Genomic DNA, 23,486 nt, shown 5'->3' on the forward strand with positions numbered 1-23,486 from the left:
CGCGAGGACTTCATGTTCGATGGACGACGAGCGCGTATTCAGTTCTTGGATCCACGCGTTCTCGGAACCGTCCTTCGCCATGGGGCCTTGCCCACGTGAGGTCGCTTTGGACGCCCGGCCTCCGCGAGATTCGATATTCACAGCGGCTGGCCAGAACCATCGCCAATCTGCCGGACTTGCCTGGAAAGGTCTATCCGCACCGGCTCTTTATGCAACGTGTGCTCTTTTGGCTCCGCCAGTCTCCACAGGCTAATGGCAGCAATCCGCCCTGACGAGTCGGTCGGGACGCGTAGCTCAAGGACCGCACCCGCTGCGTAGTGGACATTCCGTCAACGCGGATGGCGGCGAATCGGCCGCGGCGGGCCCCGCCGAAACCGGGCCGTTCTCCTGCGTCAATCCCTGGCTCGCTTCGGCGGCTGCCCACGCTTTCGCTCTGGCCCTGAACTAAACACCAGCCCCCGGCTTTCGTCTTGGATATGTCCAGTCACGTGTCTCGCGTGCCTGGGTCATTTCTTCGAAGACACAGCCGACCATGCCCGCTTCCACGCCGAATCTCGCTGCCGCTCAACGCATTGCCGAACGTTTTGCTGCCCTGACGGACGCCCAGCGGCGTGCCGCCTACGCGAAGATGCAGGCAGAGGGGCTGCACATGGCGCAGTTCCCGGTGCCGCGGCGCCAGGCGGGGGCGGATGGGGCTGCGGCTTGTGCGCTGTCACATGCGCAGGAGCGCCAGTGGTTCCTGTGGCAGTTGGAACCGCAAGGCTCGGCTTATCACATGGCCGAGACGCTGCGCCTGCAGGGGCCGCTGGATGAAGCCGCCTTGCGCGCTGCGTTCCAGGCGCTGGTGGCCCGGCATGCGGTGCTGCGCACCGTCTTCCGGCCGGGTGAAGACGGCTTGCCGCAGCAGTTGGTTCAGCCGGCGCAAGCCCTGGACATTCCGCTGTGGGCGCATGACGGCGACACGCCGGACAGCGACGCGGTGCAGGCTCGCCTGCACACGCTGGTCCACACGCCGTTCGACCTGGCGCAGGGCCCGCTGCTGCGCGTGGCGCTAGTCCGCCTGGGCGCGCAGGACCATCTGTTGGCCGTGGTGATGCACCACATCGTCTCGGACGGCCGCTCGCTGCAGATCCTGGTGGCCGAATTTGCCGAGCTGTACCAGGCGGCCTGCGCCGGCCAGGCCGCTGCGCTGAAGCCCTTGCCCGTGACCTATGCCGACTACGCGCTCTGGCAGCGCCAGTGGCTGGCCGCGGGCGAGAAGGAACGCCAGCTGGCCTACTGGCGCGCGCAGCTGGGCGACGAGCATCCGGTGCTGCAACTGCCCACCGACCACCCGCGCCGCGCGGACGGCCGCTACACCGCGGCCCAGCATGGCCTGGACCTGCCGCAGGCGCTGGTGCAGGGCTTGCGCCGGCAGGCCCTGCAGCAGGGTGGCACCTTGTTCATGGCCTTGCTGGCGGGGCTGCAGGCCTTGCTCTACCGCCACACCGGCCAGGCGGACATGCGCTTGGGCGTGCCCATTGCCAACCGCCACCGCAGCGAGACCGAAGGCGTGGTCGGCTTTTTCGTCAACACCCAGGTGCTGCGCGGCCAGCTGCATGACGGCTTGCCGCTGCAGGCCTTGCTGGCGCAGGCCATCGAAGCCTCATTGGGCGCGCAGGACCATCAGGACTTGCCGTTCGAGCAACTGGTGGAAGCCCTGCAGCCCGAGCGCAGCCTGGGCAGCAGCCCGCTGTTCCAGGTGCTGCTGAATCACCAGCGCCAGGCGGCCACTGCCAGCGCGCAACCCCTTGCCGGGCTGCAGGTGCAGAGCCTGGCGCCGGCCGCGCCCGCGGCGCTGTTCGAGCTGATGCTGGACGTGGCGGAGGACGAAGCAGGCCAGCCGCGCCTGAAGTTCGTCTATGCCCGTGAGCTGTTCGAGCCGGCCAGCATCGCGCGAATGGCTGGCCACTACCTTGCGCTGCTGCAAGCGCTGGTGGATGCCCCCGCGCAGGCGCTGGGCCGGGTGCCGCTGCTGGGCGCCGCCGAGCAGGCGCAGCTGCGCCAATGGCGACAGCCGCTGCTGCAGGACGCGCCGGTGGCGCCGCTGCACGCATTGATCGAAGCCCAGGCGTTGCGCCAGCCCACGGCCATCGCGTTGACGCTGGGCGACGCGCATGTCAGCTACGCCGAGCTGAACCAGCGTGCCAACCGCATCGCGCACCAGCTGATCGCGCTGGGCGTGGGGCCGGAGTGCAAGGTCGGCTTGGCGGTGGAGCGTTCGATCGAACTGGTGGTCGGCCTGCTGGCCATCCTCAAAGCCGGCGGCGCCTACGTGCCGCTGGACCCGGACTACCCCGCCGAGCGCCTGGCCTACATGGTCGAGGACAGTGGCCTGGCGCTGCTGCTCAGCACCAGCACGCTGCGCGACAAGGTGCCGGTGCCGGCCACGCTGCCGGTGCTGTGCCTGGACGCGACGTCGCCGGCTGACGCCTACGCCGGCAACCCGGCCCGCGCTGCGCATGTGGACCAGCTGGCCTACGTCATCTACACCTCCGGCTCCACCGGCCGGCCCAAGGGCGCGCAGCTCAGCCATCGCCACGTGGCGCGCCTGCTCAGCGCCACCGCGCCGTGGTTCGGCTTTGGCCCGCAGGACGTGTGGACGCTGTTCCATTCCTACGCTTTCGACTTCTCGGTCTGGGAAATCTTCGGCGCGCTGTGCACCGGCGGCCGGCTGGTGGTGGTGCCGTACTGGGTCAGCCGTTCGCCTGCGGACTTCATGGCCTTGCTGCGCAGCGAGCAGGTCACGGTGCTGAACCAGACGCCTTCGGCTTTCCAGCAACTGGTGCACCTGCCGCACCTGCCCGAAGAAGAGGGTGCAAGGCCGCTCGCGCTGCGCCAGGTGATCTTCGGCGGGGAGGCGCTGGAGCCCGAAAGCCTGCGCCCGTGGCTGGACCGCCATGGCGATGAAACGCCGCAGCTGGTCAACATGTACGGCATCACCGAGACGACGGTGCACGTGACCTACCGGCCCATCACGCGCGCCGACCTTGCGGATTTGGCGGGAGGCAGAAGCCCCGTCGGCCGCGCCATCCCGGACCTGGGCCTGCAGGTGCTGGACGCGGCGCTGAACCCGCTGCCGATTGGCGTGCCGGGTGAACTGCACGTCAGCGGCGCCGGCTTGGCGCGCGGCTACCTCGGCCGCCCTGGCCTGAGTGCCGAACGTTTCATCGCCGACCCCTTCGGCCCGCCGGGCGCGCGCCTCTACCGCACCGGCGACCTGGTGCGCTGGCGCGCCGATGGCCAGCTCGATTACCTCGGCCGCATCGACCAGCAGGTCAAGATCCGCGGCTTTCGCATCGAGCTCGGCGAGATCGAGGCCCAGTTGCTGGCCCAGCCCGAGGTGCAGGCTGCCGTGGTGCTGGTGCGCAGCGCGGCCGGTGGCGACAGGCTGGTGGGCTACGTGGTGCCGCAGCCGGGTGCAGCGACCGATGCTGCACTGCTGCGCGAGCGGCTGGCCGCGCAATTGCCCGAGTACATGGTGCCGGCCGCGCTGGTGCTGCTGCCGGCACTGCCGCTGAACGCCAACGGCAAGGTCGACCGCAAGGCCTTGCCCGAGCCCGAGTTGGCCACCGCGCAGCAGGCCTTCGAGCCGCCGCAGGGCGAGGTGGAGCAGGCGCTGGCGGTGATGTGGGCCGAGCTCCTGGGCCTGCCGCAGGTCGGCCGTGCCGACAATTTCTTTGCGCTGGGCGGCCACTCGCTGCTGGCCATCCAGCTGCTGGAGCGCATGCGCCGCCAGGGCTGGAAGGTGCAGGTGCGCGAGCTGTTCCAGCACCCGCGCCTCGCGGACTTCGCCAGGCTTGTCGAGCCGGTGCCGGTGGATGAACCCGCCGCGCCCGTCGCGCAAGTGCTCGGCATCCCGCCAGGCTGCAAGTCGATCACACCCGCGATGCTGCCTCTGGTCGCGCTGCAAGCCCAGCACCTGCGCTTGATCGAATCCCAGGTGCCCGGCGGCGCCGCCAACATCCAGGACGTCTACCCGCTCGCACCGCTGCAGGAAGGCATCCTGTTCCACCACATGATGCAGGCCGAGGGCGACGTCTACGTCAATGCCTTCCTGCTGGGCTTCGACAGCCGCGAGCGCCTGCAGGCTTTTGTTGAGGCGCTGAACCAGGTCGTGGCGCGGCACGACATCCTGCGCACCGCCGTGCTGTGGGACGGGCTGCCCGAGCCAGTGCAGGTCGTGGCACGCCAGGCCACGCTGACCATCGAATGGCCGCTGGATGGTGCGGCGACCGCCGGGGACGACGTGGCCGCGCAACTGACTGCGCTGGTGCAGGCGCGGAACTTCCGCATCGACGTGCGGCGCGCGCCGATGATGCGACTGCTGTCTGCGCAGGATGCGGCCAACCAGCGCTGGCTGCTGCAGCTGCCCAGCCACCACCTGGCGCTGGACCATGCGTCCGAGGAGCTGCTGGTCGAAGAGATTGCGCAGATCCTGCAGGGCCGCGCTTCGCAGCTGCCGGCCCCGGTGCCATTCCGCCGTTTCGTGGCCCAGGCCCGCGAGGCCGCGGATCCGGCCGAGCAGGCGCGCTTCTTCAAGGCCATGCTGGCGGAGGTGACCGAGCCCACCGCGCCGTTCGACCTGCTGGACGTGCAGGGCGATGGCGCTTCGCTGGCCGAGGCTCGCCAGATGCTGTCACCCGCACTGGCTCAGGCCTTGCGCCAGCAATGCCGGCAGGCCGGCATTGGCGCGGCCACGCTGTTCCACCTGGCCTGGGCGCTGGTGCTGGGCAAGACGACGGCGCGCGACGACGTGGTCTTCGGCACCGTGCTGTTCGGCCGCATGCAGGGCGGCGAGGGCGCGGAGCGCGCGCTGGGCCTGTTCATCAACACGCTGCCGCTGCGCGTGAAGCTGCGCGGCCTGGGTGTGGCCGCGGCATTGCGGCAAACGCACGCCGCGCTGACCGAGCTGCTGCACCACGAGCACGCCAGCCTGTCGCTGGCCCAGCGCTGCAGTGGCGTGCCTGCTGGCACGCCGCTGTGCGCCACGCTGCTGAACTACCGCCACGTCACACCCGCGCAGGCCGACGCCGCGCAGGAAGCCCGCACCTGGCAAGGCATCGAAACCCTGGCCTTCCACGAGTCGTCCAACTACCCGTTTGGCCTGTCGGTGAACGACCAGGGCGAGGGCTTCGAACTGATCGCGCAGATCGACCGGCGCGTGTCCGCACAGCGCATCTGCGACGACATGCAGCGCGCGGTGCAGCAACTGGTGCAGGCCCTGACCACGCAACCCGACCAGCCGCTGCACACACTCGCGCTGCTCAGCCCGGTGGAGCAGGCGCAGCTGCAGCGCTGGGGCCGCGGCGACGCCAGTGGCTGTGACGGCCGGCTGGTGCACCAGCTGGTGGCTGAACAGGCCGCACTGCGGCCCGATGCGGTTGCGCTGATCATGGGCGAGCAGCAGCTCAGCTACGCAGAACTCGACACCCGTGCCAACCGGCTCGCGCACCGGCTGATCGCCGCCGGCGTGGCGCCCGAAGTGCGCGTCGGCCTGGCGCTGCCGCGCTCGCTGGACATGGTCGTCGCGCTGCTGGCGGTGCTGAAGGCCGGCGGCGCCTATGTGCCGCTGGACGCCAACTACCCGGCCGAGCGCCTGGCCTACATGCTGGCCGACAGCGGCGTGGCGCTGCTGCTGGCGCACACCCGCACCCAGCGCGGCCTGCCCGCACCGGCGACGCTGCTGCTGGACACGCTGGACCTGTCCGACCAACCGACGCACGCGCCCGAGGTGCCGCTGCACGGCGAGCACCTGGCCTACGTCATCTACACCTCCGGCTCCACCGGCCAGCCCAAGGGCGTGGCGGTGGCGCACGGGCCGCTGGCCATGCATGTGCAGACCATCGGCCTGGCCTACGGCATGCGACCCGAGGACCGCGAGCTGCAGTTCGCGTCCATCAGCTTCGACGGTGCGCACGAGCGCATCTGGGTGCCGCTGGCCTTCGGCTCGGCGCTGATGCCGCGGGACGAGGAACTCTGGTCGGTCGAGCGCACCTGCGAAGAGATCCAGCGCCACGGCATCACCATGGCCTGCTTCACGCCCAGCTACCTGCACCAGATGGCCGAGCTGATGGGCGAGGCCGCCAGCCGGCTGCCGATCCGCTCCTACACCGTGGGCGGCGAGGCCATGCCGCGCACCAGCCTGGCGCTGGTGCACGCGGTGCTGAAACCCGAGCGTGTGATCAACGGCTACGGCCCGACCGAAACCGTCATCACGCCGACCATTGCCAAGGCCGAGCGCGGCGAGAACTTCGACGCCGCCTACATGCCCATCGGCCGCCTGGTCGGTGACCGCACGGCCCATGTGCTGGACGCCGCGCTGCGGCCGCTGCCGCCCGGCGTGGCCGGCGAGCTTTACCTGGGCGGCAGCGGCCTGGCGCGTGGCTATCTTGGGCGCGCCGGACTGAGCGCCGAACGCTTCGTGGCCGACCCGTTCAGCGAAAACGGCGCGCGCCTCTATCGCACCGGCGACCTGGTCTGTTGGCGCGACGACGGTCAACTGGACTACCTCGGCCGCATCGACCACCAGGTCAAGATCCGCGGCTTCCGCATCGAGCTTGGCGAGGTCGAGGCGCAGTTGCTGGCCCAGCCGGAGGTGCGCGAGGCGGTGGCCGTGGCGCTGCCTGGCGGCGCCGGCCTGCGGCTGGTGGCCTATGTCTCGCTGCTGCCGGGTCAGCTGGTGGACGGTGCCACGCTGCGCAGCCGCCTGGCCGAGCTGCTGCCCGAGCACATGCTGCCCAGCCTGACGGTGGTGCTGCCCACGCTGCCGCTGAACCTGAACGGCAAGGTCGACCGGGCCGCGCTGCCGGCGCCGGCTTTCGAAGCCGCTGCCGAACACGCTGTGCCGCAAGGCCCGGCCGAAGCCACCCTGGCCACGCTGTGGGCCGAAGTGCTGGGCGTCCCGCGCGTGGGCCGGCACGACAACTTCTTCGAGCTGGGTGGGGACTCCATCCTCAGCCTGCAGATCGTCGCCCGGGCCCGCGAGCGTGGCTGGCGGCTCACGCCGCGCCAGCTCTTCGAGCGCCAGACCGTCGCCCAGCTGGCCCAGGTGGCCGAGCCGGTGCACGCGGCCGTGTCCGCTGCGGTGGCGGCCTTGCCCGAGGGCTGGCTGCCGCTGCTGCCCATCCAGGCCGACTTCTTCGCCCAGGCCGCGCCTTCGCTGCACTGGAACCAGGCGGTGCTGCTGCAGAGCCGCACCGCGCTGCAGCCCGAGCAACTGCGCCCCGCGCTGGCCGCGCTGTTGCGCCAGCACCCCAGCCTGCGGCTGCGCTTCGAGCGTTCTGCCGAAGGCGTCTGGCAACAACGCTACGCAGCCGCGGACGAGGCAGACGCCGCCGAGTTGCTCTGGCTGCGCCAGGCGGCCGATGCCGCCGAGCTGCAGCGCCACTGCGACGAAGCCCAGCGCAGCATCAGCGTGCAGCATGGCCCGCTGTTGCGCGCGCTGGCGGTGCAGTTGCCGGATGCCAGCTGGCGCCTGCTGCTGGCCATCCACCACCTGGCGGTCGATGGCGTTTCGTGGCGCATCCTGCTGCAGGACCTGGAAACAGCACTGCGCCAACAGGCTGCCGGCCAGCCGGTGGTGCTGGCGCCGGCCACCAGTCGCTACGACGAATGGGTGCAGGCACTGCAGGCACGCGCCGCGGACCATGCGGACGAGCTGCCGCATTGGCTCGCCCAGGCAGAAGCTGCCGAGCCCTGGCCCTGCGCCCGGCCGCAGGGCCGAAACCGCATGGCCGATCAGGCCGGCCTGTCGTTCACGCTGTCTCCCGCCACCACCCAGGCCGTGCTGAAGCAGGCGCCCGCCGCTTACCGCACGCAGGTCAACGACCTGTTGCTGACCGCGCTGGGCCGCGCGCTGTGCGCAGCCAGCGGCCGCAGCGAGCTGCAGGTCGACCTCGAAGGCCACGGCCGGGAAGACCTGGTGCCGGGGCTGGACCTGTCGCGCACGGTGGGCTGGTTCACCACCGTGCACCCGGTGCGGCTGGCGCCGCTGGGCGAGCCCGGCGCGGCCCTGCTGCGCGTCAAGGAAGCGCTGCGCCAGGCGCCGCACAAGGGCCTGGGCCACGGCCTGCTGCGGCATTTCGGAACGCCCGCGCAACGGGCCGCGCTGGCCGCTGCGCCCGCGTCGCCGGTGCTGTTCAACTACCTCGGCCAGTTCGATGGCAGCTTCGATGCCGAAGCGCCCTGGACACCGGCCGCCGAATCTGCCGGCGAATCGGTCGACCCCGAAACCCCGCGCCCGCACGAGTTCAGCGTGCATGGCCAGGTCTTTGAAGGCCGGCTGCGGCTGGAGGTGGCCTACAGCCGCGAGCGCCATGACCAAGCCGCCGTGCAGGCCTGGATGCAGGGCTTCGAGCAGGCGCTGGAAGCACTGGTGGCGCACTGCTGCAGCGGTGCACGCGGCGTCTCGCCTTCGGACTTCCCGCTGGTCCGCCTGACCCAGCCCGAGCTGGACGCTTTGCCCGTGCCTGCGGCCCGGCTGCAGGACTTGCTGCCGCTTTCGCCCATGCAGCAAGGCCTGCTGTTCCACAGCCTCTACGAGCAGCAGGGCGCCGCCTATGTGACCCAGCTGCGTGTCGATGTTTCCGGCCTGGATGTCGCCCGTTTCCATGCTGCCTGGCAAAGCGTGCTGGCTCGCCACGAGGTGCTGCGCAGTGGTTTCCTGGTCGGTGAACGTCCGCTGCAATGGGTGGCCACAGAAGCCACGCTGCCATTGGCGCAACACGACGCACGCGAGTTGGCCGACCCGTTGGCAGCGCTGGACGCTTGGGCCAGCGCCGACCTGGCCGCCGGTTTCGACCTCGCTTGCCCGCCGCTGATGCGGCTGACGCTGGCGCAGCTGGGCGCCCGGCGCCACCACCTGATCTGGACCCTGCATCACCTGCTGCTGGACGGCTGGAGCAGCTCGCGCCTGATGGGCGAGGTGCTGCGCTTGTACGAACGCCAGGCACTGGCGCCCACCGTGGCGCCCACCTTCGCACGTTACCGCGACTACCTGGCCTGGTTGCAGGCGCGGGACGCGGCGGCCGACCAGCGCTACTGGCAGGACCGCCTGGCGGCAGTGGCCGAGCCCACGCTGCTGGCCGACGCATTGCCGCGCCCCGCACAGCCCGAAGCAGGGCAGGGCACGCAGCTGCTGGACTTCGGCCCCGAGGTCACGCAAGCTCTGCTGGCGGCCACGCGCGCCGAGCGCATCACCCTCAACACGCTGGTGCAGGCCGCCTGGGCCCTGCTGCTGGCGCGGCACACGGGGCAATCGGTGGCGGTCTTTGGCGCGACGGTCGCCGGCCGGCCGGCCGAGCTGCCCGGCGCCGAGCAGATGCTGGGCCTGTTCATCAACACCTTGCCGGTTGCCGTGCCGCTGCCGGCCGCGCAGCGGGTGGGCGAGTGGCTGCGTGCGCTGCAGGCGCAGAACCTGGCCTCGCGCGAGCATGAGCATGCGCCGCTGTACGAGATCCAGCGCTGGGCCGGCCGTGCCGGCCAGCCGCTGTTCGACACGCTGCTGGTGTTCGAGAACTACCCCGTCGACCAGATGCTGGCCGAAGCCGCGCCTGGCGGGCTGCAGTTCGGCGACGTGGCGATGCAGGACGACACGCATTACCCGATGACGCTGTCGGTGCACCAGAGCGCCACGCTGACCATCGCGCTGGATCACTCGCGTTCCCACTTCAGCGCGACCGCCGCGGCGGCCCTGGCCGCGCAGCTGCGGCACCTGGTGCTGGCGCTGGCCGAGGCGCCCGAGCAGGTGCTGGGCGAGGTGCAGGCGCTGGACGCTGATGCCCGCGCCAGCTGGCTGCAACACGGCGCCGGCGCAGCCTGCCTGGCCGGCTTCGAGCCGGTGCACCAGCGCATGGCACGCCAGGCGGCGCTGCGCCCGCAGGCGCTTGCGTTGATTTTTGGCGAAGACACGCTGAGCCACGCCGAGCTGAACCAGCGCGCCAACCGCCTCGCCCACTGGCTGATGGCCCAAGGCGTGCGCGCCGAGGTCACCGTGGGCGTGGCGCTGGCGCGTTCGGTCGACATGGTGGTGGCCGTGCTGGCGATCCTGAAGGCGGGCGGCGCCTACGTGCCGCTGGACCCGGCCTATCCGCCGGAGCGGCTGGCGCACATGGTGGACGACAGCGGCATGGCGCTGCTGCTGTGCCACGCCGCGGTGCGCGGGCGTTTGCCGGCGCAGGCCGGCTGCCGCGTGGTCGAGATCGAATCCTTGCGCCTGGGCGACGACGCCAGCGATGACCCGCAGGTGCAGGTGCAAGCGGGTCAACTGGCCTACCTGATGTACACCTCCGGCTCCACCGGCAAGCCCAAGGGCGTGGCGATGGCGCACGGCCCGTTGGCGGACCATGTGCAGGTGGCAGAAGCCTTCTTCGGCTTGCGGCCCGAGGACCGCGTGCTGCAGTTCGCCACGCTGAATTTCGACGGCTTCGTCGAGCAGCTGTATCCGGCGCTGTGCGTGGGTGCCGCGGTGGTGCTGCGCGGGCCGGACGTGTGGGACGCCCACGCTTTCCACCGCGCGCTGCACCGCCACGGCGTCACCGTGGCCGACCTGACGACCGCCTACTGGTTCCTGCTGCTGCAGGACTTCGCGCGCCTGGGCCTGCGCGACCATGGCCGGCTGCGCCTGGTGCACGCCGGCGGCGAAGCCATGCCGCCCGAAGGCCTGGCCGCTTGGCGCGAGGCCGGGCTTACCCACGTGGCACTGCGCAACACCTATGGCCCGACCGAGGCCGCCGTCACCGCCACCGTGCTGGACTGCGCGCCCTATGTGCAGCAGGCCCTGCCGGCGCCGTCACGACTGCCCATTGGCCAGGCCTTGCCGGGCCGGCAGCTGTACGTGGTGGACGCCGAGCTGAACCTCGCGCCGCCAGGCGCCATTGGCGAGCTGTGCATTGGCGGTGAGCTGCTGGCGCGCGGCTATGCGCGCCGCGCCGGCCTGAGCGCCGAACGTTTCGTGGCGGATCCATTTGCCACCCATGGCGGCCGGCTCTACCGCACCGGAGACCTGGTGCGCTGGACCGAGACCGGCGCGCTCGAATACATGGGCCGCAGCGACCACCAGCTGAAGATCCGCGGCTTCCGCGTCGAGCTGGCCGAGATCGAGGCACAGCTCTTGGCCCAGCCCGGCGTGCGCGAAGCGGTCGTCGTGGCGCAGCCCGCGCCCACCGGCGCGCGGCTGCTGGCCTATGTGTCGGCGGACGAAGGCACGGCGCTGCACGGCGAAGCGCTGCGTGCTGCATTGACCGGTGTGTTGCCGGACTACATGCTGCCCGCCGCCATTGCGGTGCTGCCGGCCTTGCCGCTGAACGCCAACGGCAAGATCGACCGCCATGCGCTGCCGCAACTTGCGCTGGCCGAGGCGCAGGCCTTCGAGCCGCCGCAAGGCGAACGCGAATGCCTGCTGGCCGCGCTGTGGCAGTCCCTGCTGGGTCGCCCGCAGGTGGGCCGGCAGGACCACTTCTTCGCGCTCGGCGGCCACTCGCTGCTCGCCGTGCAACTGCTGGGGCAGCTGCGGCGCCAGGGCTGGCAGACGGACGTGCGCACGCTGTTCCAGCGGCCCCGCCTGGCCGAGCTGGCGGCCGTGTTGCAGCCGGTGGGCGAGGTGCAGGTTTCGGCAGATGCCGAGTCCGCCGTGCCGGCCGGTTGCAGCGCGCTGACCCCGGCGATGCTGCCGTTGGTGGCATTGGACGAGGCGCAGCTGCGCCTGATCGAGGCTGCCGTGCCCGGCGGCGCGCGCAATGTGCAGGACGTCTACCCGCTGGCACCGCTGCAGGAAGGCATCCTGTTCCATCACCTGATGCAGGAGACGGGCGACGCCTATGTCACGCCCTGCCTGCTGGCCTTTGACAGCGAGGCCAGGCTGCTGGCCTTCATCGCCAGCCTGAACCGCGTGATTGCACGGCACGACATCCTGCGCACAGCCGTGCTGTGGGAAGGCCTGGCCGCGCCGGTGCAGGTGGTGCAGCGCGAGGCCACGCTTTTGCTCGAATGGCTGGCGGAGGCTGAGGGCGACGCGGCCGAGCGCCTGAACGCCGCCGTGGACCCGGCGCGCCAGCGCATCGACGTGCGCCGCGCGCCGATGCTGCGCGCACTGGCTGCGCAGGATGCAGCGGGCCAGCGCTGGCTGCTGCAGCTGCCCAGCCACCACCTGGTGCTGGACCACACCACGCTGGCGCTGTTGATCGCCGAGATCGCCGAGGTTCAGCAAGGCCGCGAGGCCGCGCTGCCGGCGCCGGTGCCGTTCCGCCGCTACGTGGCGCAGGCCGTGCGCTCGCAGGACCGCGCCGCGCAAGAGGCTTATTTCCGCCGCACCTTGGGCGACCTGGACGAGCCAACTGCGCCGTTCCAGCTGCTGGACGTGCGCGGTGATGGCACAGGTGTTGACGAGTTGCGCCTGCCGCTGCCGGCCGCGCTGGCGGCCCAGCTGCGGCGCGAGGCGCAGCGCCATGGCGTGAGCGCCGCGGCGCTGTTCCACCTGGCCTGGGCCATGGTGCTGGTCCGCTGCACCGGGCGGCAGGACGTCGTCTTCGGCACCGTGCTGTTCGGCCGGCTGCAGGGCGACGCCGAGGTCGGCCGCGCGATGGGCCTGTTCATCAACACCTTGCCGCTGCGGCTGCGACTGGCCGGGCAGGACGCGCCACAAGCCCTGCAGCAGACGCACGAGGCGCTGGCCGAGCTGCTGCGCCATGAGCATGCCAGCCTCGCGCTGGCGCAGCGCTGCAGCGGCCTGCCCGGCGGCACGCCGATGTTCACCGCGCTGCTGAACTACCGCTACGGCAGCCCGGCCGCGGCCGAAGGTGTGTCGGCCTGGCAGGGGGTGGAGATGCTGGGTGGCGAGGAGCGCACCAACTACCCGTTCACGCTCTCGGTGGACGACCTGGTGGACCAGGACGGCGGCTTCGACCTCGTTGCGCAGGTGGTGCGCAGCGTTGGCGCCGAGCGCATCTGCAGCTTGACCGTGGCCTCGCTGCAAGGCCTGGCCGATGCCTTGACCGAGGGTGGCAGCCAGCGCCTGGGCGAACTCGCGCTGGCCACCCAGGCCGAGCGCGAGGCGCTGCAGCGCTGGGGCGTTGGTGAGCCGGCGTTGCCGGGCGCCGAGCCGGTGCACCGCCTGATCGAGCGCCGCGTGCGGGCCCAGCCCGATGCCCCGGCCGTGGTGTTCGGCGACACGGTGTTGAGCTACGCCGAGCTGAACCGCCGCGCCAACCAGCTGGCGCATCGCCTGATCGAGGCCGGCGTGCGGCCGGATGCGCGCGTGGGCGTGTGGATGGCACGTTCCATCGAGATGGTCGTCGCGCTGCTGGCGGTGATGAAGGCAGGCGGCGCCTACGTGCCGCTGGACCCGGAACACCCCGATGAACGCCTGGCCTACATGGCCGAGGACAGTGGCATCTCGCTGCTGTTGAGTGATCGCGACGTGGCGCCGTTTGCTGCCGGTCTGCCGAACTGGAACCTGCGCACGCTGGACGTGGCTGGCGAGGTGGGCGAGGTGGACCATGACCCGCAGTTGCTGCTGCACGGCGAGCACCTCGCCTATGTGATCTACACCTCCGGCTCCACCGGCCGGCCCAAGGGCGCGGCCAACCGTCACCGCGCGCTCTACAACCGGCTGGCCTGGATGCAGCAGGCCTACGCGCTGTCGCCGCGCGACACCGTGCTGCAGAAAACCCCGTTTGGCTTCGACGTGTCGGTGTGGGAGTTCTTCTGGCCGCTGATGGCCGGTGCCCGCCTGGCCGTGGCCGCGCCCGGCGAGCACCGCGACCCGGCACGCCTGGTCGCGCTGATCCGCCAGCACCGCGTCAGCACGCTGCACTTCGTGCCGTCGATGCTGCAAGCTTTCCTGGCGCATGAGGGCGTGGAGGCTTGCGATGGCTTGCTGCGCCGCATCGTCTGCAGCGGCGAGGCCTTGCCGGCCGAGGCCCAGCGCGAGGTCTTCCGGCGGTTGCCGGGCGCTGCGCTGTACAACCTCTACGGCCCGACCGAAGCCGCGATCGACGTGACCCACTGGACCTGCCGTGAAGACGGCCGCGGCCACGTCGCCATCGGTCGCCCCATCGCCGGCTTGCGCACCCAGGTGCTGGACGCGGACCTGAACCCCAGCCCGCCAGGCGTGGCCGGTGAGCTCTACCTCGGCGGCGTGGGTCTGGCGCGGGGCTACCTGGGCAAGCCGGCGCTCAGTGCCGAGCGCTTCATTGCCGATCCGCTGGGCGCGGATGGCGAACGCCTCTACCGCACCGGCGACCTGGCGCGCTGGCGCGAAGACGGCCAGCTCGAATACCTGGGCCGCACGGACCACCAGGTCAAGGTCCGCGGCTTCCGCATCGAGCTGGGCGAGATCGAGGCGCAGCTGCTGGCGCAGCCCGAAGTGCGCGAGGCCGTGGTGGTCGCGCGCAGCGGCCCGGGCGGCGCGCGGCTGCTGGGCTATGCCTCGCTGCATGTGGGACAGACGGCGGATGCCGCATTGCTGCGCGAGCGCCTGGCCACCGGCCTGCCCGAGTACATGGTGCCGGCCAGCCTGACGCTGCTGCCGCAACTGCCGCTGAACACCAACGGCAAGGTCGATCGCAAGGCCTTGCCCGAGCCCGAGGCCAGCACGGCCGGCGCGTTCGAGGCGCCGGTGGGCGAGGTGGAGACCGCCATTGCCGCGCTGTGGGCCGAGGTGCTGCAGCGCCCGCGCGTGGGCCGCCACGACAACTTCTTCGAACTCGGTGGCGACTCCATCCTCAGCCTGCAGATCGTCTCCCGCGCCCACCGCGCCGGCTGGCGCCTCACGCCGCGCCAGCTCTTCGAGCGCCAGACCGTGGCGCTGCTGGCGCCCGTGGTGCAGGCCGTGGGCCAGGCCACCGAGCTGCGCCGCGAGGTGCAGGGCACGCTGCCGCTGCTGCCCTTCCAGGCCGAGTTTTTCGCGGCCGACATTCCGGCCCGCCACCACTGGAACCAGGCCGTGCTGCTGGCCAGCCGCGAGGCGCTGGCGCTCGGCCCGTTGGCGGACGCGCTGGCCGCGCTGGCGCGCCACCATGAAAGCCTGCGCCTGCGTTTTGTCGCCGACGCGCACGGCCAATGGCAGCAGGCCTATGCCGAGCAGGTCGATGCGAGCGAGCTGCTGTGGCACCGCGAGGCGGCCGATGCCGCTGCGCTCGATGCGATCTGCAATGAGGCCCAAACCAGCCTGGACCTGGCACGCGGCCCGCTGCTGCGCGCCTGCGCCGTCGCGCTGGCCGATGGCAGTTGGCGGCTGCTGCTGGTGCTGCACCACCTGGTGGTGGACGGCGTCTCCTGGCGCGTGTTGCTGGAAGACCTGCAGACGGCTTATGCGCAATGCTGCGCCGGCCAGCCGGTCGCCCTGCCGCCGGCCACCAGCAGCGTGAAGGACTGGGCGCTGGCCCTGCAGGCGCATGCCGCGCAGGCAGGGGATGAGCTGGGGCACTGGTTGTCGCTCGCCGATGTGCCGGCGGCTTTGCCTTGCGATCACCCACAAGGCCGCAACACCGCGGCCGACCAGGCCAGCCTGCAGCTGCGGCTGGACCGGGCGCAGACGGAGGCCTTGCTGCGCCAGGCGCCTGCCGCCTACCGCACCCAGGTCAACGACCTGCTGCTGACCGCGCTGGGCCGCGCGCTGTGCGCCTGGAGCGGCCATGCACGCGTGCTGGTCGACCTCGAAGGCCATGGCCGCGAGGCGCTGGCCAGTAGGCCCGCGCTGGACCTGTCCCGCACGGTGGGCTGGTTCACCAGCCTGTTCCCGGTGGCGCTGTCGCCGCTGGGTGAACCTGGCGAAGCCTTGAAGCGGGTCAAGGAAGACCTGCGCCGCGTGCCGGCGCATGGCCTGAGCCATGGCGTGTTCAAGCACCTGGGCAGCGCTGCACAGCGCGAGGCGCTGCAGGCCCTGCCGCGCGCCGAGGTTGTCTTCAACTACCTGGGCCAGCTGGACGGCAGCTTCGAGGCCGATGGCGGCTGGCAGCCCGCGCCCGAGAGCGCCGGCCGCGTGGTGGACGACAAGGCGCCGCGCTTCCACCCGTTTTCCGTCGACGGCCAGGTGCTGGACGGCGAGCTCAGCCTCACCGTCAGCTACAGCCGCGCCCGCCACGAAGCGGTCAGCGTGCAGGCCTGGGTGGACGGCTTCGAGCAGGAGCTGCTGGCGCTGATTGCGCACTGCACGAGCGGCGCGCGCGGCATCACGCCGTCAGACCTGCCGCTGGCAGGCCTGGACCAGGCCCAGCTCGATGCTGCTGCGCTGCCGCTGGACCGGTTGGTCGACCTGTACCCGCTCTCGCCCATGCAGCAAGGCATGCTGTTCCACTCTCTTGTGGAGAGTGGCGGCAGCGCCTACGTGGCCCAGCTGCGCCTGGACATCGAGCGCCTGGACCCGCAGCGCTTCCACCAGGCCTGGCAGCAGGCGGTGCAGCAGCACGAGGTGTTGCGCACCGGCTTTGTCCAGCTGGGCGGCGCGCCGCGCCAGTGGGTGGCGCGCAGCGCCGAGCTGCCGATGTTGCTGCTGGACTGGCGCCGCCGGGCGGACCTGCCGCAGGCGCTGGACGAGTTGGCCCAGACCCAGCACCAGGGCCTGGCGCTGGACCAGCCGGTGCTGATGCGGCTGTCGCTGGTGCGCGTGGCCGACGACACGCACCATCTGATCTGGACCCACCATCACCTGCTGCTGGACGGCTGGAGTTCGGCCCGCTTGCTGGCCGAGGTGCTGCAGCGCTACCAGGGCGAAACCCCGGCCACGCCGCCGTCCCGCTACCGCGACTACATCGCGCTGCTGCAAAGCCGCGACGCCTCGGCCAGCGAAGCCTACTGGCGCACCCAGCTGGCCCGTCTGCCCGAGCCCACGCTGCTGGCCGACGCGCTGCCGCGCCCGCTGGCGGCGGACCTGGCGCCAGAAGGCTACGGCGAGATCGAAGCTGCGCTGGACGCGCCTGCCACCGCGCGCTGGTTGGCCTTCGCGCGCCAGGCGCGTGTCACGCCCAACACGCTGGTGCAGGCTGCCTGGGCGCTGCTGCTGGCACGCTACACCGGCCAGCCCGAGGTGGCCTTTGGCGCCACCGTGGCCGGCCGCCCGGCGGACCTGCCCGGCGCCGAGCAGATGCTGGGCCTGTTCATCAACACGCTGCCGGTCATCACCGCGCTGCCTTCGGGCCAGCGCCTGGGCGACTGGCTGCGTGCGCTGCAGGCGCAGAACCTGGCTTCGCGCGAACACGAGCACACGCCGCTGCACGAGATCCAGCGCTGGGCCGGGCAGGGCAGCCGCGGCTTGTTCGACAGCATCGTGGTGTTCGAGAACTACCCCGTCGGCGAGATGCTGGCCCGCTCAGCCGGCAGCGGCCTGGTGTTCCACGCGCCGCACAGCGTCGATGTGTCCAACTACCCGATGGACGTGGAAGTGCACCTGGCCGACACGTTGATGATCAAGCTGATCTACCAGCGCCAGCACTTCGGCCAGGCGCAGGTGCAAGCCTTGTCGCGCCATCTTTTTGTGCTGCTGCAGGCCATGGCCGAAGCGGGCGAGGGCACGCTGCTGCGCGAGTTCAGTCCGCTCTCGGCGACCGAACAAGGCGCACTGCTGCTGCAGGGCCGGCAGGCCCAGGGCCGTGCCGAGCCGGCGGCACCGCGCACAGCGGTGCATCGCCTGATCGAGGCCCGTGCCCGCGCGCAGCCGCAGGCCATTGCGCTGGTGATGGGCGAGCAGGAGTGGAGCTATGCGCAGCTCAATGCGCGTGCCAACCGCCTGTCGCGCTGCCTGCGCCAGGCGGGGCTGCGGCCGGGCGCGCGCGTGGGCGTGGCGATGGAGCGTTCGCTGGACACCATTGCCGCGATGCTGGCCATCCTGAAGGCCGGCGCCGCCTACGTGCCGCTGGACCTGGCCTACCCCGAAGAGCGCCTGGCCTTCATGGTGCAGGACAGCGGCGTGCAGGCCGTGCTGGCGCACCGCCAGGCCTTGCCGGGGCTGCGCCTGCCGGCAGGCGTGCGGCGCATCGAGCTGGAAACTTTGGACCTGCAGGCCCAGTCGGCGCACGACCTCGCGCTGCCGGTGCACGAGCATGCGCTGGCCTATGTCATCTACACCTCCGGCTCCACCGGCACGCCCAAGGGCGTGGCCGTGTCGCACGGGCCGCTGGCCATGCATTGCCTGGCGACGGCAGAGGTCTACGGCATGGGCCCGGGCTCCTGCGAGCTGCACTTCATGTCCTTCTCGTTCGACGGCGCGCACGAGCGCTGGCTCACCGCGCTCTGCGTGGGCGCCGGCCTGGCGCTGCGCGACAACGAGCTGTGGACCGCCGAGCAGGCCTACGACGCGCTGCACCGCTACGGCGTCACCAACGCCGCGTTCCCGCCGGCCTACCTGGGCCAGCTGGCCGACTGGGCCAGCACGCGCAACGACGCGCCGCCGGTCGAGCTTTACGTCTTCGGCGGCGAAGCCATGCCCAAGGCCTCGTACGACAAGGTGCGCCAGACGCTGCGGCCGCAAGTGCTGATCAACGGCTACGGCCCGACCGAAACCGTGGTCACGCCGCTGATCTGGAAGAGCGACGCGAGCGAAGGTTTCGACTGCGCCTACGCGCCCATCGGCAAGCCGGTGGGAGAGCGCGCGGTGTACGTGTGCGACGCTGAGATGCGCCTCGCGCCCGCCGGCGTGGTGGGCGAGCTCTACATCGGCGGCTACGGCCTGGCGCGCGGCTACCTCGGCCGCCAGGGGCTGACGGCCGAGCGCTTCGTGGCCGACCCGTTCAGCAGCGAAGGCGGCCGCCTCTACCGCACCGGAGACCTGGTGCGCTGGATGGCCGACGGCAACATCGAGTACATCGGCCGCGTCGACCATCAGGTGAAGATCCGCGGCTTCCGCATCGAGCTGGGCGAGATCGAAAGCCGCACCCGCGAGATGCCTGGCGTGCTGGACGTGGCCGTGGTCGCGCGAGACGCTGCTGCTGGTGGTTCGGGTGGCCGTCGCCTGGTCGCCTACCTGGTGCCAATGGCCGGGCAGGACGCGGGCCGCCTCGCCGCCCGCGTGCAACAGCAATGGCGCGAGCAGTTGCCGGACTACATGGTGCCGGCGCAGCTCCTCACGCTGGCTGCACTGCCGCGCCTGGTCAGCGGCAAGCTGGACCGTGCGCAACTGCCCGAGCCCGAGCTGGCGCAAGGCCGGGCCGTGACGCCGCCTTCCACGCCACAGGCTCGCCAGCTGGCGGCGATCTGGCAGGAAGTGCTGGGCGTGCAGGCGATTGGCGAAGACAGCAACTTCTTCGAATGCGGCGGCGACTCGCTGTCCAGCCTCAAGGTGCTGGCCAGGATGCGCGCGCTCGGCGACCCTGCGCTGGCCTTCAAGCTGCGCGACCTGATGCAGCGCCCCACCATTGCCAGCCTGCTGGGCCTGCACGGCAGCGCTGCGCAGCCCAGCGCTTCACCGGCAGGCCTGCAGCGCCTGGACGCAGGTGGCGCCACGACGAGCAGCGAACCGCTGTTCTGCCTGCACGCAGGTCTTGGCACCGTCTTCGACTACCGCCCGCTCGCCCGCCACCTGCAGGGCCAGCGCCCCGTCTACGGCATCCCCAGCCGCATGCTCGGCGACCCGGCGCACCGCGACGATTCGCTGCCGCAAATGGCCGCTGACTACGCCCGCATGATCCAGGCCCAGCAGCCGCAAGGCCCGCTGCACCTCCTCGGCTGGTCCTTCGGCGGCACGCTGGCCGCAGCCGTCGCCGCCGCGCTCGAACAAGCCGGCCGCCAGGTCGCCTTCCTCGGCCTGGTGGACCCGTTCATTCCCGCCAGCGGCGAGCATCCAGAAGCGATGGACGGCGACATCCGCCAGGCCCTGCGAGACTTCGCCCAGCTGGCACTGCCCGGCCAAAGCGAGCTTGATCCTGCCACCTTGCCCGCCACCGAAACACTGGGCGATGAAGTCACCATCGCCGCCTGGCTGGACGCCCGCATCGCGCTGCTGCGCGCCAGCAGCGCCGCGGCAACAAACGAAGCCGGCGATCTCGCCAGCCTGGACGGCAGCGAACTCGCGCGAGTCTTCAGCGTCGCGTTGAGGCTGCGGGAGATTGCCGCGCAGGCGAATGCGCTGGTGCCGGTGCAGTGCGGCGCGCAATGCTGGTGGGTGGCCGAGCGGCCGGCTTCAGATCGCGCGGTGCTGCCGGCACAGCTCGGTCGGGCCCTCGCAGCAGAGCAAGCCTTGCCCGTGGGGCACTTCGGCCTGCTGGCTCACGCGGGCTTGCTGGAGGGCGTGGCCGCTGCCTTGCGCGAGCGGCGGTAGTGGGCCGGCACGGATCGCAGGAGGGCCAAGCCGGTCCCTCCTGTGGGCCACCTTCGCTGGCCATTGAGGCTTCCCTCATTCGAGACGGTTCAAGTTGCATTGGGCTGGGATCCCAACAATTGGGAGCACTCGCAGGCCCAGCAAGCCCGTAGGGAATCCACTGACCAGTGAGCGGGAAATTTTCCCAATGCTTTCTGTGCATGGGCTCATATGGTGTGCACCACGGCGGCAATGCAAAGCGATGCCTGCCGTGACATCAGGGCGCGATCACAACGAGGTTCGAGGCGGCAATGCGGCTCGCCTCAAGCTCTGCCATGGCCGCAACGCGGTCGCGAACACGCCATCGAAATGGGTTCTTTCACATGCAGGTTCGGAGCTGTGCTTTACCGTATCGGACTGTCCAGAGGGTGGTGGCGATTGGACTCATTGCAGGGTGCAGCATCGCGGTCGCGCAGCAGACAGCGGCTCCGCCGGACACGGCTGCTTCTGCGACCCCCGCGCAAATTGTCCTGATTCGCGGCCAGCGCCCGGTCGACATCGGGCCTCTGCCTGGCTTGGGCGTCACCAAGGACCAGATTCCGGCCAACGTTCAAAGTGCCACCCGCACCGAGATCCGTGAATCGCGTGCGCTGAACATCGGCGACTACATGAACCGGGAGATGCAGGGCGTCAACGTCAACGACTACGCCGGCAACCCCTTCCAGATGGACGTGAACTACCGCGGCTTCACGGCCAGCCCGCAAATCGGCACGCCGCAAGGCCTCTCGGTATTCTTCGACGGCGTTCGCGTCAACGAGCCCTTTGGCGACGTCGTCAACTGGGACCTGATCCCCCTCAATGCCATTGAGCGTTTCGATCTCTTTCCAGGTTCGAACCCACTCTTCGGCCTGAACACGCTGGGCGGCGCGATTGCGGTGCACAGCAAGAGCGGCTACTCGGCGCCCGGCGTCGAGGCCTCGCTGCTGGGTGGGTCCTGGGGCCGCCGGCAGTTGCAACTCTCAGGTGGTGCCAATGACGACGGCCTCGCCGGCTTTGCCGCCCTGAACCTCTTCCATGAAGACGGCTGGCGAGACGCCTCGCCCTCGCGTGTGGCGCAGTTCTTCGGCCGTGGCGACGTTTCCGTGCCCTCGGGCACCCTGACCGGGACTGTGCTCGCATCGAACAACACGCTGGTCGGCAATGGCCTGATCCCCTCCGAGCTCTATCGCCAACGCCCCGAGAGCGTCTACACCTCGCCCGACGAAGCGCGGAACAAGCTGCTGCAACTCACCGTCTCGGGCACCTACGACCTCTCTGACACCACCAGCCTCACCGGCCGCGTCTACCGGCGCACCAGCAGCCGCCACGGCTTCAACGGCGATGTCTACGAAGGCTTCGAGGACATGAGCATCACCTACGACAAGGTGGCAGCGCCTCCCGGCAGCGAGGCCATCGTCGTCGGCCGCAACGGCGCGAGTGACCCGTTCAGTGCCGGCAGCGGCGTGATCGCGGGCACACCCATCGGGCTGATCAGCCGGACGCATCTCGACCAGACCACGGTGGGTGCCGCCGGCCAGCTCAACTGGAACCTCAAGACCCACGCCGTGATGGTGGGAGCCTCCGTCGACCGCAACAGTACCCGCTACGAGTTGTCGCAGCGCCTGGGCATGATCGATGCCTCCCACAAGGTTTACGCCGATCCCGACGCGATCGGCGACCAGTACTACGCCGCCGCCAACGACGTGCCGGGCAACGACTTCTCCGGCCACTCCACCACCGGCAGCGTCTACTTCAGCGACACCTGGACACCAGCCCCCGAGTTCACGCTGAGCTCGTCGGCCCGCTACAACTTCACCCGCGTCGGCAACCACCTGCTGGTGCGATCGTCCGAGGGCAACGTCGCGCTGCACGAGCTGCGCGTGAACAACAAGAACCTGGACAAGTACGTCTTCTCGACCAGCACCACCGAAGAGAGTTTCGACTACCGCTCGTTCAATCCCGCGCTGGGCATGAACTGGCGTCCCGCGGCCGGCCTGAACATGTTCGCCAACCTGAGCCGCGGTGCACGCGTGCCGTCAGTGGTGGAGCTGGGTTGTGCCTTCGACGACACGCCCGTGCCCATCGACCCCTCCCACCCGGAAGGCGGCACGATTGCGCGCAGCCTGCGCGGGCCCGGCTGCAACCTGCCGACCACGCTGTCCGGCGACCCCTACCTGCCGCAGATCCGCTCGCTCTCGGGCGAGCTGGGCGCGCGTGGCCAGTTCAGCCTCGCCACCGCCAACCTGCAGTGGAACCTCAGCCTGTTCCGCACCGACCTGCACGACGACATCTATTACGTCGGCGTGGCCGATGGCCGCAGCTTCTTCGACACCATCGGCAAGACCCGCCGGCAAGGTTCGGAGCTGGGGCTCAAGGGCAGCGCCGGGCCTTTTGAGCTGGGCGTCGACTACGCCTATACCGAGGCCACATTCCAGAGCCCGTTCTACGTCACCAGCCCGCACAACAGCAGCGCCGACTTCAACCAGAACTCGCAGGGCATCTCCAGCGCAGGCATCGTCTACCTGCCCTCGCCGACAGCCGCAGACAACAACGGCCTCGGCACCTACCGCACGATCTTGGTCAAACCTGGCGACCGCATGCCCGGCATCCCGCTGCACACGCTGAACCTGCAATCGCGTTGGCGCGTTGGTGAAAGCTTGAAGCTGGGCCTTGGCATGCAGTTTCGTTCGTCGACCTATGTGCGAGGCAACGAAAACAACCAGCATCAAGCCAGCGGCAGCGACCAGGAGACCGGCCTGTTTTCCTGCCAGCCGGCGCAGTGCGCCGCGACCGGCTTCCAACAGGACCTGGTGCCGGTCGGCCGGCCGTTCGCCAACTCGGGCCGGCTGGGCGGCTACGCGCTGTTCAACCTCGACGCCAGCTACCAGATCAACCGCCGCACCAGCCTGTTCCTGCAGGTCACCAACCTCTTCGACCGTGGCTATGCCTCGGCCGGCCGGCTGGGCGTGAACCCCTTCGCACCCTCTGTGAACGGCGCCATCGGCGCCAGCGGCTGGAACTACAACTCCAGCGAATGGCAAAACAGCACCTTCGTCGGGCCAGGCGCGCCGCGCGGCATCTTCGTCGGGCTGAGCTACGACTTCGACGCCCGGCCGTGAGGCGCGTGCGCCTCTCCAAACCACTTCACCAACGCGCGGGCAGTTCCTGCGCACCACAC

At 70.5% G+C, this 23,486-nt stretch carries 2 protein-coding genes; both read left to right on the forward strand.

The window, feature by feature from the left end; genetic code table 11:
• Nucleotides 1-532 precede the first annotated feature (532 nt).
• Nucleotides 533-20,290 (forward strand): non-ribosomal peptide synthase/polyketide synthase, encoded by a 19,758-nt coding sequence (locus ACAH41_RS19500; RefSeq protein WP_325651666.1) that lies wholly within the window; start codon nt 533-535, stop codon nt 20,288-20,290.
• Nucleotides 20,291-20,844: 554 nt separating this feature from the next.
• Entirely contained in the window at nt 20,845-23,427 is a 2,583-nt protein-coding gene (locus ACAH41_RS19505; protein WP_325651664.1) for a TonB-dependent receptor domain-containing protein, read from the forward strand.
• Nucleotides 23,428-23,486 lie beyond the last annotated feature (59 nt).

The organism is Ideonella sp., assembly GCF_041287625.1.
Lineage (GTDB): Bacteria > Pseudomonadota > Gammaproteobacteria > Burkholderiales > Burkholderiaceae_C > Ideonella.